Consider the following 16,666-nt stretch of genomic DNA (forward strand, 5'->3'; position numbering starts at 1 on the left):
CATGTCCCTTTCGGAGCTTTGCATCCGCCGGCCAGTGATGACGACTCTGCTCATGCTGTCGTTCATCGTCTTTGGCATTTTTGGCTACCGGCAATTGCCGGTTTCGGCGCTGCCGCGCGTCGATTTTCCGACCGTTGCGGTCTATGCGCAATTGCCCGGCGCCAGCCCGGACACGATGGCGTCCTCGGTCGCCGGTCCGCTGGAGCGCGCCTTCGCGACAATCCCCGGCATTACGATGATGACCTCGTCGTCGAACCTCGGGCGCACCAGCATCGTCATGCAATTCGACCTCGATCGCAATATCGACGGCGCCTCGCTGGACGTGCAATCGAATATTTCGGCCACTTTGCGCAAGCTGCCGCCGCAGCTCCCCGCCCCGCCCAGTTTCCAGAAACTCAATCCGGCCGACAGCCCGATCCTGTTCATCGCTTTGGTTTCAAAGACCCTGCCTTTGACGACCGTCGACGACTATGCCGAATTGGTCTTCGCGCAGCAGATTTCGCAGATCACCGGCGTTGCGCAGGTACAAGTGTTCGGCCAGCAGAAATTCGCGGTGCGCGTCGACGTCGATTCCGACAAGGCGGCGGCGCGCGGCCTGACGCTCGATTATGTTCAGAACGCCGTCGCCGCGGCCAATTCTTCGACGCCGGTCGGCGCGATGCTGGGCGCCAAGCAGAACGTCACCGTCGACGCGACCGGCCAAATGCCGCATGCCGCCGAATATGGCAACCTCGTTATCGCATGGCGTAACGGCGCTCCGGTGCGTCTCAATGAAGTCGCAAGAGTCTATGATTCGGTCGAGAACAATCAGCTCGCCGGCTGGGTTGGCGACACGCGCTCGATCGTTCTGGCGATTTTCCGCCAATCCGACGCCAACACCGTCGATGTCGTCGACAATGTGAAGGCCAAGATCCCCTATTACCAGTCGCAACTGCCGCCGTCCGTCGACGTCAAAGTTATCAACGATCGATCGGTTTCGATCCGTCAATCGATCGACGACGTGCAGCATACGTTGATGCTGTCGATCGTGCTGGTGATCGCGGTCATTTTCATTTTCTTGAAATCCGCCTCGGCGACCATCATTCCCGCGCTGGCGCTGCCGGTGTCGCTGATCGGCACCTGCGCTTTCATGTATATGTTCGGCTATTCGATCGACAACATATCCTTGTTGGCGATCACGCTATCGGTCGGCTTTGTCGTCGACGACGCAATCGTCATGCTGGAAAACATCACGCGCCATATCGAAGGAGGCATGAAGCCATTCGACGCCGCCTTGAAAGGCTCGCGCGAGATCGCGTTCACGATTCTGTCGATCACCTTTTCGCTGGTCGCCGTGTTTATTCCCGTGCTGTTGATGAGCGGCGTGGTCGGGCGCGTATTTCGGGAATTCGCAGTGACCATCACAGTCGCCATTCTCGTCTCGGGTTTCGTGTCGCTGACATTGACGCCGATGCTTTGCGCACGAATCCTCAGCGCCCCCAAACACGGAGCGGCGGCGGGTCTGTTCTCGCGCGTTTCCGACTTCTTCGTCGACGGCCTCGCAACCGGTTATCGCATATCGCTCGATTTCGTCCTGAAATTCCGGTTGCTCGCCCTGATCGGAACTTTCGCGACGGGCTATATCGCCTTTTCGCTTTACGTCGACGTCCCTAAAGGCTTTTTTCCGGACGAAGACACGGGCTTTCTGAGCGGCATAACTGAGGCGCAGCCGGATACGAGCTTCGATGCGATGTCGCAGCGCGAAATGGCAGTGTCCAAAATCATCCAGAATGATCCTGCCGTCGACTATGTCACGTCAGCCGTCGGCTTCGGCGGCGTGACGAGCAAAGGGTTCCTGTTCATCAAGCTCAAGGAGAAGGATCAGCGCGGCCCGATCTACCAGGTGATGGCGCGGCTGCGCGATGCGACCGGCGTGCTTCCCGGCCTTCGCACGATTCTGCAGCCAGTCCAGAACTTGCAATTCACGGGCGGGCGCATCGCGCGCGCCAAATACCAATACACACTGCAATCTGGCGACATCGACGCGCTCTATAAAAAAGCGCCGGAGATGGAAGCGGCGATCAGGCAATTGCCGGGATTGCGCGACGTCAACAGCGATCTGCAGATCACCAATCCGCAGGTGCGGGTGGAAATCGACCGCGAGAAAGCGGCGGCCTTCGGCATCACCACCGACCAGGTTCGCACCGCACTCTACAACGCCTATGGCACGCGGCAAATCTCGACCATCTTCACCGAGGCCGATGATTACCAGGTGATCATGGAGGCCGACGCAAATTTCCAGGACGACCCGGCGGCGCTCGGGCGGATCTATGTTTCCGCCACCGGAGGCGGCCTCGTTCCATTGGATGAATTGGCGACGATGACCCGGACCGTCGGCCCGCTGCAGATCAATCGTCAGGCGCAGCAGCCCGCGGTGACCATTTCATTCAATCTCGCGCCCGACATGTCGCTTGGCCAGGCGATCGAGGCCATCCACGCGATAGAACGCAAAGCCAATCTTCCTCAGAGCATCATCACCGGCTTCGCCGGTAACGCGCAACTCTTTCAGCAGGCCCTGGCCGGGCAAGGCGCGCTGCTGATGGCGGCCGTGCTGACGATCTACATCCTGCTGGGCGTGCTCTATGAGAGCTACATCCATCCGATCACCATTCTCTCGGGTTTGCCTTCGGCCGGCATCGGCGCGCTGCTCGCACTCGAATATTTCCATATGGACTTGTCGGTTATCGCGATCATCGGCATCCTGTTGCTGATCGGCATCGTGAAAAAGAACGCGATCATGATGGTCGATTTTGCGATCGAACGGCGGCGCGAGGGCGGCCTCGACGCCCTGACGGCGATACGCGAGGCCGCGCTCATCCGTTTCCGGCCCATTATCATGACGACCATGGCCGCCCTGCTCGGTTCGCTGCCGATCGCTCTTGGCGCCGGCGCCGGCTCTGAACTGCGTCAGCCTTTAGGCATCGCCATCGTCGGCGGTCTTTGCTTTTCGCAAGTGCTGACGCTCTACATCACGCCGGTCATCTATTTCTATCTCGACAAGGTCGATTCCATGTTGGCGGGGCGGCGCAAGAAGGCGCCGAAATCGGCGCCTGCCGCGCCGGCGATCGGCGAGCATGCGCCGGTCGGCGCGCCGGCTGAATAGCCGCAGCAATCGGGCTGCCTAAGTTTGCGCGGCGCGATCTGGCCGAAATGAACGCGGGCGATCGGATCCGCGCGAGGCGGCAGCCTTATCGATACCGCTTCTGATTCCAGCGATGCCCAAGCAAAGCGAGAATGATGATCAGGCCGTTGAAGAACTGGACATAGAAACCACTGAGGCCCGCCGCGACGATGCCGCTTTGAATGAATGAAACGATCAAGGCGCCGATCGCGCCGCCGGTGATGGTGCCGATGCCGCCCCATGTTGGCGTGCCGCCAACGAAAACCGAGGCGATCGTCCCCAGGAGGTAGCCGTCGCCGGTGGTCGGCCACCACGTATAATTGATCATGGCGCTGAACACGCCCGCTATGGCCGCCCCAAGCCCCATGAAGACGAAGGTCGCAATGCGGGTGCGATTGACGTTGATGCCCATCTGCGCGGCGCTGTCGGGATGATCGCCCACCGCGTGGACGCGGGCGCCGAAGCGATGCCGATTGAACAGCAGCGCGGCGAAGGCGACGAAGCCGAGCGCCCAGAATATTTGTACGGGAAGTCCAAGGAAATCCCCGGAAAAGAGCGCACCGGCGGCAGTATCGTGCAGATCGAGCAAAGCGATCGATTTGCCTTGCGTGACGATCATGATGAATCCGCGCAGCATATAGTTCATGCCCAGCGTCGCGATGAGCGAAGAGAGGCTGGCGAGGACCACAAGCGCGCCCACGCAATAACCCAGAATCATGCCGGTCGCCAACGCGCCCAGAATGGCGAGGAAAGGGCTGAACCCCGCCTGGACGAGCAGCGCGAAAACCCACGCCGAAAAGCCCATCGTCGCGGGAAAGGATAGGTCGATTTCGCCGACGGTGACGATGAAGACCAGCGGCGCTACCAGACAGAGCGCCACGGGCAGCGTCACAAGAACCGAACTGTAAATTGGCCAATGGGTGAAGACTGAAGGGCTGAAGATGGTAAAAACGGCCATCATCGCGACGAACACGGCAAAACTGCCGACGGCCGCTCGATTCGCCATCAGGAAACGCCGCAGCGCGCTGTCGGGCGGCCGGACGGCGGGCGCCGCGCGCGCGTTGGCTGGTTCAAGCGACAAGGTCATGACGATGCTCCTGCCTGCGTTGACGCTGGATCGAATGACACGACGCCCTGGGGGTGGGCGATATTTTCCATGAAAGCGATCAATTGCTCGGCCGAACCGACCTCTTGTTTGGTCGCCTGTAGCGCCACCGTGCCGCGATCCATCACGACAAAGCGCTCGGCTATGTCATAGACGTGGTGAATGTTGTGGCCGATAAAAAGAACAGATCGCCCGCCCGCGCGCACCGTGCGCACGAAACGAAACACCTTCTCGGTTTCCGTCAGCGAAAGCGCCGTCGTAGGCTCGTCCATCACGATCAGATCGGCCTGGTTATAGATGGCGCGCGCCAGCGCCACGCCCTGTCTCTCGCCCCCGGAAAGCTGGCCGACGATCGAGTCGGGCGAAAACACTTTCGAGGTGAAGCCGATCTCGCGCATGAGGCGCTCCGCCTCTCGCCGTTCACGCGTGGAATCGATGAAGCCGAACCAGTTTGAGATCTCGCGCCCCATGAAAATATTGCGAACGATCGATTGCTGAACCGCCAGCGCGCGATCCTGAAAGACGGTCTCGATGCCAGCATTGCGCGAACGCGCGGCGTCCCAGTGCGTTTCGACTTTGCCGCGAACCAGGATATCGCCGCTGGTCGGCTGGATCGCCCCCGCCAGCATCTTGATCAGCGTCGATTTGCCGGCGCCATTGTCGCCGAGCAGTCCAACGACTTCGCCCCGATCGACATGCAAATTGACGCCGCCAACCGCGAAAACCCGGCCATAGGATTTGGCGACGTTTCTGAGCTCGACAAGCCGTTCGCTCATAGCGTTTCCCCCTGTCATCGATGGACCAGGCCGCGATGCGCCCTGGTCCTTGCCGCCTTCAGATCAACGCAGACCTTCGGTCGCCAGACCCGCGACGGCCTTGTAGTTTTCCGGCGTTACATAGCCTGCGCCCGTGTCGACGTTGATCGGCGCCAGACCATAAACAATCTGTTCGCAGAGGCTGAGAATCGGCAGATAGCCCTGCTGGAAGGGTTGCTGATCCGCCGTCAACTGAACCCAACCGCCGTTGAAGGCCTCGACAATCTGCGGACTGGTGTCGAAACCGACATTGATGACTTCACCGGGCTTTTTGCCGGCGGCTTTCATATAGGTCGCGGCGTTGCCCAATTCCTGACCGCCGGGATAGACGATCGCCCTGGCCTTCGGGTTGGCCTGCAACGTCGCCGTGATGACCGGGATGGCCAAGTTAGGGTCAGCCGCCCATTCGGGGGGAGCAAACAGGCGCACAACCTTGACGCCCGCCTCTTCCATCGCCTTCGCCGTGGACTCCTCGCGGGCGCCGCGGATGTTATCGTCAAACCCGCCCAGAACGATTGCCACGTCGTCTTTCTTCAGACCGAACCGCCGCACGATCTCGACGCCAAGCGCATGGCCCTGCGGCGCCTGCTGGGCGCCGATATAGCCGCCGCCAACCTTGTCGACCGCCGCGGGCACCGGCACGTTCTGATACATCATCTTGATGCCGCTCTTGGCCGCTTCCTGCGCTAATGGAACAACCGCCGCCTCGCCCGGATGCCCCATCATCGCAATGCCGTCAGGATGGGCTGCGACCGCCTCGCGCAATTGCTGCACCATCTTCTCATTGACCCAACCCGAGAAGACATAGTCGACCTGCGCGCCGGTATCGGCGGCGGCCTGCTTGGCGCCATTGTAGACGATCGTGCCGAAGGCATCGCCTTCGGCGCCGCCGACAAAGAAGCGAATATGTACTTTGCTGCACCATTTATCGCGCAGCGCCGCCGCTTGCGCGGCGTCGCCAACGCCAACCAAGGTCGCAACCAAGAGCGCCACCGCCGCCGACCCGCGCAACGCCCGCTTCAAATATGATTTCCCCATGAGACTTCCTCCATGTCGATTTGATTAGCTTTTCGCCGTTTATGAGCCCGCCGGTTGATCCGGCGCGGCGTTCGATCCGACGTCCGCCGCCGGAAGCGTCATCATGCCGGATTGGGAATGAACTCCGCGCCGCCACGACAATTCTTGAGATAGTTGAGCGCATGAACCTGGCCGGTCAGCTCAAGCTCGTCGCGATAGACCGGATCGTGCCAACCCTCGATGTCGATCGATCCCTTGTATCCGGCCAGACGCAATTCGCTGATGACCCGCGTCCAGTCGCTGTCGCCAAATCCCGGCGAACGCATCTGTACGAAAGGGACCTTGCCGAACACGCCATGCTCGCGAATGACGTCCCAGCGCACGGTCGCATCCTTGCCATGCACATGGAAAAACTTGGGGGCCCATTTGCGAATTTGCGGGATGGGATCGATGAGATAAACGAGCTGGTGGCAGGGCTCCCATTCCAGCCCGATATTCTCGTCAGGAAGCGCGTTGAAAATCAGCTCCCAGGCGTCGGGATTATGCGCAATGTTCCAGTCGCCGCTGCTCCAGTTGCCATCCATCGCGCAATTTTCAAAGGCGAGCCGCACCCCCTTGTCGGCGGCGCGTTTGGCCAGCGCACCCCAAACGGTCTTGTAACGCGACAGACTCTCTTCGATCGGCTTACCGCGCACCCGCCCGGTGAACCCGGCGATTGTTTTGGCGCCGAAGAGATGAGCGTTGTCGATAAGGGCTTCCCAACCGGCGAGGGTCCTACGGTCGATGTCCGTTTCTTCGAGCGGATTGCCGAACATGCCGAGCGTGTCGATCGTGACATTGGCGTCGCCGATCGCCTCTTTCAGCTCGCGCGCCAGTTTGGCCAAATCCGCATCCATCGTCTGCCAGAAGAAGGGCTCGACGCTCTCAAAGCCGAGCTTCACGAGTTCGCGTACGTAGCCGCTGGGATCCTTGAGGGCGCCGCGAATCATCGTGCCGATGCGGATATCTTTAAGAGCCTTCATTTCACACTCGCTTCAAATGGAGATGTCGATGCGCCGGCTTTGCTCGGCGCTGTGAATGGCGCCCAGCGCCATGGCGAGACTCTTGATATTGTCACGGCCGACGGTTTCGGGCTCTGTCCCGCCCCGCACCGCAGCGACAAAATCTTGCATGACGCCGAGATGGCCGCCGACCTTATCGGCCGAATCAAGCGGTGGAACCGCAACGCTGGAGACTTCGGCAAAGAGGCCGCTAAGCGCGTCGCCGGCCACCTCTATCCGAATATCGTCGCGCCCGTCCCAAACCAGCGAACCCTTGGCGCCAACAATGCGCCATGCGCATTCCCAGCTCGTGCCAAGACCCTGCGCGCACCAACTGCCCCGATAGGTGAAAACAGCGCCATTTTCGAGGTCGAACAGAGCAACGGCGGACGAGCCCTGGCGATACCAGGAGCCTTCGGGCTCCCATTCCCGGCAATAGACGCCGTCGACGCTAAGCCCAGTCATGCAGCGCATCGCGTCAAAACTGTGGATCGCCATGTCGAGAAGCAGGACGTGGTTCATCTCTTCGCGAAAGCCGCCAAAATGCGGCGCGAGAAAAAAGTCGGCGTGAACGCTGGTGACCTCGCCGATCGCGCCGGCGGCGACGGCGCGCGCGATGCGACGAACGCTTTCGAGATAGCGCCGATTCTGCACGACCGCGTGAATGCGTTTGGCGGCGCGCGCGCGCGCCACAAGGTCGCGCGCTTCGTCGAGCGTTTCGGCCATCGGCTTTTCGCTCAGGACATGGCAGCCGGCGTCCAACCCGGCTACGACGATCGTATGGCGGGCCGCCGGCACGACGATGTCGAGCAAGATGTCAGGTTCAGTGCGCGCGAGCAGCGTCTTGACGTCGCCTGTGAGGATAGCGTCGTTCAGACCGAATTCGGCGGCGCGGCTTGCCGCCCTGGCAGGGTCCAGATCGGCCAGCCCGACAATCTCCAGCCCGTCGATCTTGCCGGCTGCATCGAGCCAGGCGCGGCTCATCGCGCCACAGCCTATGAGGGAAGCCCTCAGCCTCATCAACATCCTCCCTGTCGGGCCGCGCTGTCGGACTTTGCCGCGTTGACGAAACCGTAAACGTTTACGACAATAGGCGCCGCCGCCTGCCCTGTCAATAGAGAGACGAAATCGCTATGGGGACTGATGGCTCCGCGCCTGGGGGGAATTGATCTTGACCGGCATTCGCGAACTCGCGCGTCATCTCGACATTTCGATCGGGACAGTGTCGCGGGCGCTCAACGATAAGGCGGACGTCAATCCTGAGACGCGCGAAAGGGTTCGCGAGGCCGCTGCGCGGCTCGGCTATTCGCCCAACCAGTCGGGCCGCAGCCTGCGTCGCGGCAAGACCGATCTCGTCGGGGTGATTGTTCCAACGGGCCAAGACCAGACGTTGATCAACCCCGTATTCCTTTCCGTTCTCGACGGCTTACGTCGTCGCCTCTCCGAACAGCGCCTCGATCTGGCGATCTTCCTCCATGGCCACGGCGAAGAACTCTTCGGCTCCCTCCGACGCGTCACGGAACGTGGCCTTGTCGACGGGCTGATCATTTCCGAGACCCAGCATGTCGATCCGCGCATCGACTATCTCATCGAAAGGCGCCAGCCTTTCGCCGCGTTCGGGCGCAGCCTTTCGGGCGGCGATCATGCCTGGGTCGATCCCGATTTCGCCAAAGCCGTCGAATCTTCGATCGAAATACTCTACGGCCTCGGCCATCGCCGGATCGCGCTTATGCTTCCCGTGGGCGAAACAAATTATTTGCACCTCATCTTCGACGCCTATCTAAACGCGATGCAGAAACGCGGCCTTCTGCTTGAGTCTGGCTTCGTGCAACGACGCGCCGCGGCCGAGAGCGGCGGCTATGCGGCGGGCGAGGCTCTTCTCGCCATAAGGGAACGCCCGACCGCGATCCTCGTGTCGGACGCCATACAGTCGCTGGGACTCTATCGCAGGCTGAACGACACCGGCCTGCAGCCCGGACGCGACGTCTCACTGATTGGCATTCTGCCGGAAGAACGCGCGCAAATTCTCTCGCCCGCTCTTGCGACCTTTCAGACGGACTGGACGGCGATCGGCGTGCGCCTGGGCGAAGCTCTCATTTCGGCGATGGCGCGCCCTTCGCTGGCGCCCGCCGAGCGGGCGAAGGCGAGTTCCGCATTAGGCGCCGTTCCCGCCATTCAAACGATCATGCCCGTCGCGCTGCGCGCTGGAGAAAGCATCGGAAACGCCGCGCCTCCGTGAATGGGCGGCAAGTCGCGCGACCCGTCATAAACGCTCAAGCCATCAGCTCCGGTGGATCGGGTCGATCCATGGCACATTTTCGGGCTTCTCGACGGGTTCGATATCGAGATTGACGACGACCGCTTCGCCATCGCTGCGCACCAATACGCATTCCAGCGTTTCGTCGGCGCTGGCGTTGATCTCCTGATGCGGCACATAGGGCGGGATGTAGATGAAGTCGCCAGGCCCTGCTTCAGCCATGAATTCCAGCCGCTCGCCCCAGCGCATCCGCGCTTTGCCGCGCACCACGTAGATCACGCTTTCCAGCGCGCCATGGTGATGCGCGCCGGTCTTGGCGTTAGCGTGGATTTTCACCGTGCCGGCCCATAGCTTCTGGGCCCCGACGCGCGCGAAATTGATCGCCGCCTTGCGGTCCATGCCGGGCGTCTGCGCAGTGTTGGCGTCGAGGTTGTCGCCTGGCACGACGCGCACGCCATCGTGCTTCCAGGCAGGCTCGCCGTCGTGAGGAGCGCTCATCGTTTCCCCGCTCCGCGCCTATTGGTTCTGCGGGGATTCTTCGCTGAGCTTGTCGTAATATTTCACGACCAGCGGGATATTGGCGGGAAACTGAAGCGGCGTGATCGATTTCAGCGCGTCGTTCATTTGGTCGAGCGCTTCCTTCTTGTCCTTCGGCGCCATCTTTTTGTCGGCCTGCATTTCCGCGATTTCCTTCTTGAGGACGATTTCATCGCCGACATATTTCTTCGTCTGCGGATCGATTCCGCCCATCACCAGATTGATATTGTCGTCGACGTCCTCGTATTCGGCGTAATTGGCAAACCCGTGTTTCTTCACCGCGCCATCAAGTTGGGCGAGCGCCTTCGGATCGGGCTTGTCGTTGGCGCCTTCCGGCAATTTCGACACGATCGGATCGATATCCGCCTTCGCCGCGAGAGCGCCCTCGATCTGCTTTTCCGTGAGCGCGATCTGCTTGACCGGCGCCTGCGCGGCGTCAGGTTGCGCATTCTGCGCAAAAGCAGCGCCGACGGGGGCGGCGGCCATCAAAATCGGCAGACACGCGATGCTGAACGCGGTGACAAAGGGGCGAATGGCGGCGCGCATGGCGGTCTCCTTGTGAGCGGGTGCAAGAGCCAGTTTAGGTTATACCCGGCTGACGGTTCAAGTCTCGCCGACGCTTCGCAGGGCGATGTGACAATTTCGCGTCGGGCGAGCGTTACGGTCTGGCGCCGCGCTCGAAAATCCGGCGCTTGCCCGCCATGCGCGGCTCCTCTACTCAGCCCCGATGCCCTCCTCCTCCCCGCTGTTCGATCGCTTCGCGCCGCTTTTCTTCGTCCTCATCTGGTCGACCGGCTGGATCGTCGCGCGTTATTCCGCTGAATATGCCGATCCGCTGACCTTCCTGTGCTTTCGCTTCGGATCGGCCGGCCTGCTGCTGCTCGGGCTCGCCGTCGTCGCACGCGCGCCATTCCCCAAGACCGGCCGCGACTGGGGTCACGCATTGATCTCAGGGGCTTTCCTTCACGCCCTTTACCTCGGCGGCGTGTGGTGGGCGATCCGCGCGGGGCTGCCGGCCTCGGTCTCGGCGCTGATCGCCGCCGTGCAGCCGATCGCCACGGCATTGCTGGCGCCGGCGCTGCTGGGCGAGCGCGGTTCATGGCGGCGCTCGCTCGGCGTCGTCCTTGGCCTCGTCGGCCTGGTTCTGGTGCTCTGGCCAAAACTGAGCGCGGCCAATATTGGCGCGGGCGCGCTGACAATCATCGGCGTCAATATTCTCGCCATGCTGGGCGCGACGGCCGGCTTTTTCTACCAGAAGCGCTTTCTTCCCGCCGGCGATCTGCGCGCCATGGCCGGCGTGCAATATGTCGGCGCTTTCGTCCTCGTGCTGCCCGCCGCTTACTTGCTGGAGCCGATGCACATCGAATGGAACTGGACCATGGCGCTCGTTCTCGCCTGGTCCGTGCTCGCTCTGTCGATCGGCGCGATCTGGCTGCTGCTGCTGCTGATCAGGCATGGCGAGGTTTCGCGCGCCTCGGCGCTGATCTATCTCGTGCCGCCGACCGCCGCCGCGCAGGCCTGGCTGCTGTTTGGCGAAACGCTGAACGCGCTGCAGATCGCCGGCATGGCGCTGACGGCGGTCGGCGTCGCGATCGCCGCCCGGCGGCAAAGCTAAAGGCGCATTGCAACGAGGGCCAAGCCATCGCATGCTGCGCTGCAATGGGGCGGTGAACGGAGAATTGGCGTGAAGCTTGACCTCGCGACGGAAGCGCTCGCCTCAGTCGAAGCGCTGCTCGCGCAAGCCATCGCCAGCGTTCGCGCGCGCGTCAGCGAAGGGGGACGGTTGAGCGCGCCGCTGATCGAGCGCGAACAACGCGCCGCCCATGGCCTCGCCTGGCTCGCCACCTATGTCGAGGCGATCCGGGAAATGACCGCTTACGCGCTGCGCATGCGCGCCGAAGGCCGCTTCGGCGAGATCGAGATTCTGCTGACCCGCATCGGCCTTGGCGAATATTGCGCGCAGATTTTCGGCGGCATTCCGATGAGCCAGGGCGAGATCCTGCGCCTTGCCGATTTCGGCCTCGATGAAGCGCAAGTCGCGCCCTACCGGACGGCCGCGATCGCGCAATTAATCGAGAGCGGCAATATTCCTGAGACACGCGCGAGCCTCGCCAGCCTGATCGAGCGCTCCGACAATGCCGCGACGATTGGCGACCCCGGCCTCGACGAGACTTTCGAGGCGATCCGCGCCGAAATGCGCCGCTTTGCCGACGCCGAAGTGATCCCGCATGCGCAGGGCTGGCATCGCACCAATGCCTACATTCCGATGGAGGTGATCGAAGGCCTTTCCGGCATGGGCGTGTTCGGGCTGACGATCCCCGAGGATTACGGCGGCATGGGCCTTGGCAAGGTCGCGATGTGTGTCGTCTCCGAAGAACTGTCGCGCGCCTATATCGGCGTCGGCTCGCTTGGCACGCGTTCGGAAATCGCCGCCGAACTCATCCTCGTCGGCGGCACGCCCGAACAGAAGCGAGAACTGCTGCCAAAAATCGCGTCGGGCGCAATCCTCCCCACCGCCGTCTTCACCGAGCCCAACACCGGTTCCGATCTGGCGAGCCTGCGCACGCGCGCCATTCGCGAAGGCGATGTCTACAAGATCAGCGGCGCCAAGACCTGGATCACCCATCCCGTGCGCGCCGATCTGATGACCCTGCTGGCGCGCACGAACCCCAATGAGCCCGGCTACAAGGGCCTGTCGATGTTCCTGGCGCGCAAACCACGCGGCTCAGACGCTGAGCCTTTCCCGGCCAAGGGCATGTCGGGCGGCGAGATCGAAGTGCTCGGCTATCGCGGCATGAAGGAATATGAGATCGCCTTCGACGGCTTCGAGATTCCCGCCGAAGCGCTGCTCGGCGGCGAAGAAGGCCAGGGTTTCAAGCAATTGATGGCGACGTTCGAATCGGCGCGCATCCAGACCGCCGCGCGGGCGGTGGGCGTCGCCCAATCGGCGATGGAGCTCGGGCTTCGTTACGCTAAAGAGCGGACGCAGTTTGGCAAAAAGCTGATCGCCTTTCCGCGCGTCGCCGACAAGATCGCGATGATGGCGGTCGAGATCCACATTGCCCGTCAGATCACCTATTTCGCCGGCCGCGCCAAGGACGAGGGCCGCCGCTGCGACATGGAGGCGGGCATGGCCAAGCTGCTCGCCGCGCGCGTCGCCTGGGCCGCCGCCGACAATGCGCTGCAGATCCACGGCGGCAACGGCTTCGCGCTGGAATATCCGATCTCGCGCGTTTTATGCGACGCGCGCATCCTCAACATTTTCGAAGGCGCGGCCGAGATTCAGGCGCAAGTGATCGCGCGGCGCCTGCTGGAGGGCGGCAACTGAGCCAGAGGGCATTTGCAAAACCTTGCATTGTGCGGGTTTGACGCGATCCCAGCTTAGTGCCCTCGAAACCATCCTAATGATATCAAGGGGTTACATTTCTCCTCCGCAAATCTTTTTCAGGCCTGATTGAGCAATTTCAAAGCGTTGCAAGCGAAAAACCGAAAAAATGTGATTTTCTGAAAAACCGCAGCCACAGCGCCCTTCCTTCCCCCTCCCCGGCGCACCGCAGACTGCTTCTCGTCCTCGGAGAAAGTCCAAGCGCCTCCAGTCGGAACCATCGGAAAGTGTGCACCGGAAAAGCTGGAATGTCCAGACAATGTTTCTCTAAAACAGAAACGTGCCGCCGCCGTGTTAACTCAGGGCAAACACGCGCCGGCGCTGAGGGGCTTGCCCGGCGCTCTCGCTCCAGCCCGAAGAATTTGACAGATACGCGGCGACATAATAGCTACCAAAGGTAGATACCGTTTGTTTGCGCCGACGCCGGCGCCTTATCCGCCATCAGGATCGCCGGGTGGGCCGACATGGACTGGGCGGCAGAGGGCTCAGACGATGCGGATGCCATGTTCCTTTGGTGAACGAACGCGGCCGGTCGGCCGCGTCGATCACCAAAAGAACATGGATGCCACTTGCCGCGCCGACGAGACGCAGTCACCCCGCAGGGGTCGAAGCGAAGCGAAGAAGCGGCTTCTTGCCGCTTGACGGCGGCTCGGCGGCGTGGCCCTGCCCCCGCATAGCGCGTGCCTCTCAACCGGGCATTCGCCGGATCGGCCCGACTATGACGCCGGACAGCGCATCGCCACAGCAGCAAAGGAGGCGACATGACCGCGAACGTCAAAAAGCCCGACGAAGCGAAATCGACCGCCAAGCTGTTCATGCATGGCCGCAGCCAGGCCGTTCGCCTGCCCAAGGAATTCCGCTTCGAGGGCAAGGAAGTGCGCGTCACCCGGCAAGGCGACAAGGTGATTCTGGAGCCGATGATCAGCCCGCAGCTCGATGTCGATGCGCTTTGGGCGAGTCTCGATGCTTTGGGGGCCAGGGATTTCTTCCCCGACGGTCCGCCAGACGATCCTCCGGCCCAGCCTGACCCGCGCAAGTTCTTCGGCGAATGATTTGCCTCGACACCAATGTCATTATAGGCGCGATCAACGGACGCAACCCAGTGATCCGCGCGCGCCTGAATGAATATCTGGGATCGCGCGTCCGCGTCGTGATGCCGGTCATCGCGCTCTATGAGATGCGATACGGCAATGCGAAGAGCGACCGCCGCGAGGCCTCCGAGCGGATTCTCGACAGATTTCTCGCGACGGGCGTCGGCATCCTCCCGTTTGAAGAGGCGGACGCTCGCCACGCCGGGGACATCCGCGCGTATCTGGAGCGCCAGGGCGAACCGATCGGGCACTATGATTATCTCATCGCCGCGCAGGCCCGCTGCCGTGGCGCGCCGCTCGTCACGGCCAACAGCCGCGAATTCGAGCGCGTGCCGGGGCTCATCGTCGCGGACTGGGCGAGATGAGCGGCGCCGACGCGCTCTGAGTTCTGATCGCCCTTGTTGATGATATCCTCCAATGATATCCTCTTTCCAAAGATATCATCGGAGGATATCATGCATGTTTCCAAATGGGGCAACAGCCTCGCCGTTCGGCTGCCCAAAAAGCTGGTCGAGGAATTGGGGGTCGCGGAGGGCGACGAAGTCAAACTCACCGCGGCCGCCAACAAGACGATCGAGGTGGAAAAGATCGACCGCAAGGCTCAGTTCCTCAAGGACGTAGAGCAGTTCAGATTCCCATTGCCCGAAGGCTATACGTTCGACCGTGACGAGGCCAACGAGCGGTGAAAGCGTTCTTCGACAGCAACATCCTCATCTACGCCTATTCGATCGACCGGCGGCGCCATCGGGCGATCGAGGTCATCGCCCCGGGCGGCAAGATCAGCGTGCAGGTTCTCAACGAGTTCACCAATGTTCTGCGCAACAAGCAGAAGCAGGATTGGCCAATTATCGAACTGGCCGTCGCTTCGATTCGTCGCCAGTTTCCCGAGATCGCGGCGCTCAGCGCCGAAACCCATGCGGCAGCCCTGGCGATCGCGCGCGACCACGGATTTTCCTTTTACGACGCCCTCATCGCCGCCGCCGCGCTCGAAGCCGGTTGCGACACGCTATTCAGCGAAGACATGCAGGACGGCCGCGTGATCGACGGATTGACGATCCGCAATCCCTTTGTGAGCGCGCCATGAACGCGCAATCCCTCGTCGCCCCGCCAGCCCGCCGACAGGCAGTTCTCATCGCTTGATGCCGCTCCTCCGTCATGGCCGTGCTTGTCACGGCCATCCACGCCGTGACGTCGCGCTAAGTTTACGGAACGAAGCCGCAACCTCGCGGCGTGGATGGCCGTGACAAGCACGGCCATGACACAAGGGATGCCAAAATGAGAACTGCCGCCCGCCGACAAGGCATCTTGTAAAGTCTCGATCGACATGCGAACATAAAGGGAACGAGCGCGAGCTGTGTCAGGCTGGCTCGATGGCGCAATAACGTCGCTCCGCTGGCGACCGGAAGGCTGACGCGTGACGCCAGAAGAGAAGCAGGCTTTCGATTTTGCCAGCGAGCTTCTTGGGCTTGCAATCGATATTGTTGGTGCGTCTTCCGTTGAAGTTGATTTGAACAGCGCCCGCGATCCGAAAGTTGTGGGGCTTACGCTTCTGTGTCGCACAATAACGAATTTCAGGGGCGCACTCACGATGGCGCGTGACGACCAGCCCGTAGAGTCCCGAGCGTTGGTTCGGTTGTGTTTTGAAAATTTATTCTTGGTGGCGGCTCTTTGCGAGCGTGGCGCAGATTTCGTTAGGGACATGCGGAGCGACGAGGCGGCGAATAGAAAGGCCATTGGCGAGTTGTCGCTCAAAGTCAGCAGCCCCGAAGCAAGGGCCGACAAGTCGGCGCAGATCATACGCACGCAAATTAGGGCTCTCTTGGCGGAGTTTCCGAAGCCCAAAAAATTCAGCGTCAAGAATGTTGCCGATGAAGGCGTGACATCGCGCTCATATCTTTCCTACGCAGTGTTATCAATGGACGCCGGACACGCCTCGGTCACTGCTCTACGACGCCATTCCAAATGGGAGAAGGAAGGCGATAAGCACTTTTTGACTATGACCGTCGCGCCTCCTTTCAAGCCAACAGAACGGCTGGCAACCATAGATGAGGCGTGCAGTGCGCTTTTAGGAGTATCCGTCGGCGTCAATCAACTGTTGGAGGGAACTTCGCAAAGCGACGCGATCCGCGCTTTCGCCGAGCGATTTGAGACCCAAGGTCATCACGCCTACCGTCGATAACGCCCCTTTGTTCGACGCGCCGCAGGCGTGTCGATCTTGCTGCGGGACGCCCTTCGTCCCGACACTTCCAGAACGCCCCG

16 protein-coding genes are annotated in these 16,666 nt (G+C 61.6%); 9 read left to right on the plus strand and 7 right to left on the minus strand.

Going from position 1 to position 16,666, the window contains the following annotated elements; translation table 11 throughout:
- The first annotated feature begins 1 nt into the window (after position 1).
- The gene (locus tag GSQ90_RS02830; protein WP_158813104.1) at positions 2-3,142 is read left to right on the plus strand and encodes an efflux RND transporter permease subunit; all 3,141 of its coding nucleotides are present in this window, start codon (positions 2-4) and stop codon (positions 3,140-3,142) included.
- An 85-nt stretch (positions 3,143-3,227) separates the two neighbouring features.
- On the opposite strand, the gene GSQ90_RS02835 is transcribed toward GSQ90_RS02830, so the two are convergent.
- The 5 genes from GSQ90_RS02835 to GSQ90_RS02855 all read right to left on the minus strand — a co-directional run bounded on the left by GSQ90_RS02835 (position 3,228) and on the right by GSQ90_RS02855 (position 8,163).
- A complete protein-coding gene (locus GSQ90_RS02835; RefSeq protein ID WP_158813106.1) occupies positions 3,228-4,247 on the minus strand; it encodes an ABC transporter permease in 1,020 nt (339 codons plus the stop codon).
- Complete coding sequence (locus tag GSQ90_RS02840; RefSeq protein WP_158813108.1) at positions 4,244-5,041, minus strand: ATP-binding cassette domain-containing protein; 798 nt, start codon at positions 5,039-5,041, stop codon at positions 4,244-4,246. The genes GSQ90_RS02835 and GSQ90_RS02840 overlap by 4 nt, the downstream gene beginning before the upstream one ends.
- A 63-nt stretch (positions 5,042-5,104) precedes the next feature.
- Positions 5,105-6,118, minus strand: coding sequence for a substrate-binding domain-containing protein (locus GSQ90_RS02845; RefSeq protein ID WP_158813110.1), 1,014 nt, complete (start codon positions 6,116-6,118; stop codon positions 5,105-5,107).
- Positions 6,119-6,219: 101 nt separating this feature from the next.
- Positions 6,220-7,119: a sugar phosphate isomerase/epimerase gene (locus GSQ90_RS02850; protein WP_158813112.1), complete on the minus strand. Its 900-nt coding sequence runs from the start codon at positions 7,117-7,119 to the stop codon at positions 6,220-6,222.
- 12 nt (positions 7,120-7,131) lie between these two features.
- Complete coding sequence (locus GSQ90_RS02855; protein ID WP_371418323.1) at positions 7,132-8,163, minus strand: Gfo/Idh/MocA family protein; 1,032 nt, start codon at positions 8,161-8,163, stop codon at positions 7,132-7,134.
- Between the two features lie 145 nt (positions 8,164-8,308).
- On the opposite strand from GSQ90_RS02855, the gene GSQ90_RS02860 reads away from it, so the two are divergent.
- Entirely contained in the window at positions 8,309-9,376 is a 1,068-nt protein-coding gene (locus GSQ90_RS02860) for a LacI family DNA-binding transcriptional regulator (protein ID WP_158813116.1), read from the plus strand.
- Between the two features lie 42 nt (positions 9,377-9,418).
- On the opposite strand, the gene GSQ90_RS02865 is transcribed toward GSQ90_RS02860, so the two are convergent.
- Together GSQ90_RS02865 and GSQ90_RS02870 are read right to left on the minus strand one after the other, a co-directional pair.
- Positions 9,419-9,892: a cupin domain-containing protein gene (locus tag GSQ90_RS02865; RefSeq protein WP_158813117.1), complete on the minus strand. Its 474-nt coding sequence runs from the start codon at positions 9,890-9,892 to the stop codon at positions 9,419-9,421.
- 18 nt (positions 9,893-9,910) lie between these two features.
- Entirely contained in the window at positions 9,911-10,477 is a 567-nt protein-coding gene (locus GSQ90_RS02870) for a hypothetical protein (protein WP_158813118.1), read from the minus strand.
- Positions 10,478-10,658: 181 nt separating this feature from the next.
- On the opposite strand from GSQ90_RS02870, the gene GSQ90_RS02875 reads away from it, so the two are divergent.
- From GSQ90_RS02875 to GSQ90_RS02905, 7 genes are all read left to right on the plus strand, one after another.
- Positions 10,659-11,546, plus strand: coding sequence for a DMT family transporter (locus tag GSQ90_RS02875; protein ID WP_158813119.1), 888 nt, complete (start codon positions 10,659-10,661; stop codon positions 11,544-11,546).
- A gap of 69 nt (positions 11,547-11,615) precedes the next feature.
- Positions 11,616-13,259, plus strand: coding sequence for an acyl-CoA dehydrogenase family protein (locus GSQ90_RS02880; RefSeq protein ID WP_246731389.1), 1,644 nt, complete (start codon positions 11,616-11,618; stop codon positions 13,257-13,259).
- A gap of 818 nt (positions 13,260-14,077) precedes the next feature.
- Positions 14,078-14,368: an antitoxin gene (locus GSQ90_RS02885; protein ID WP_158813120.1), complete on the plus strand. Its 291-nt coding sequence runs from the start codon at positions 14,078-14,080 to the stop codon at positions 14,366-14,368.
- Positions 14,365-14,772, plus strand: a complete 408-nt coding sequence (locus tag GSQ90_RS02890) for a type II toxin-antitoxin system VapC family toxin (protein WP_158813121.1) — start codon at positions 14,365-14,367, stop codon at positions 14,770-14,772. Before GSQ90_RS02885 ends, GSQ90_RS02890 begins: the two co-directional genes overlap by 4 nt.
- Positions 14,773-14,862: 90 nt before the next feature.
- Complete coding sequence (locus tag GSQ90_RS02895) at positions 14,863-15,093, plus strand: AbrB/MazE/SpoVT family DNA-binding domain-containing protein (protein WP_158813122.1); 231 nt, start codon at positions 14,863-14,865, stop codon at positions 15,091-15,093.
- Positions 15,090-15,491 (plus strand): PIN domain-containing protein, encoded by a 402-nt coding sequence (locus GSQ90_RS02900; RefSeq protein WP_158813123.1) that lies wholly within the window; start codon positions 15,090-15,092, stop codon positions 15,489-15,491. The genes GSQ90_RS02895 and GSQ90_RS02900 overlap by 4 nt, the downstream gene beginning before the upstream one ends.
- Before the next feature lie 330 nt (positions 15,492-15,821).
- The gene (locus tag GSQ90_RS02905) at positions 15,822-16,586 is read left to right on the plus strand and encodes a DUF5677 domain-containing protein (protein WP_158813125.1); all 765 of its coding nucleotides are present in this window, start codon (positions 15,822-15,824) and stop codon (positions 16,584-16,586) included.
- Positions 16,587-16,666 lie beyond the last annotated feature (80 nt).

It is taken from the genome of Methylocapsa sp. S129 (genome assembly GCF_009765995.1).
Taxonomy (GTDB): Bacteria; Pseudomonadota; Alphaproteobacteria; order Rhizobiales; family Beijerinckiaceae; genus Roseiarcus.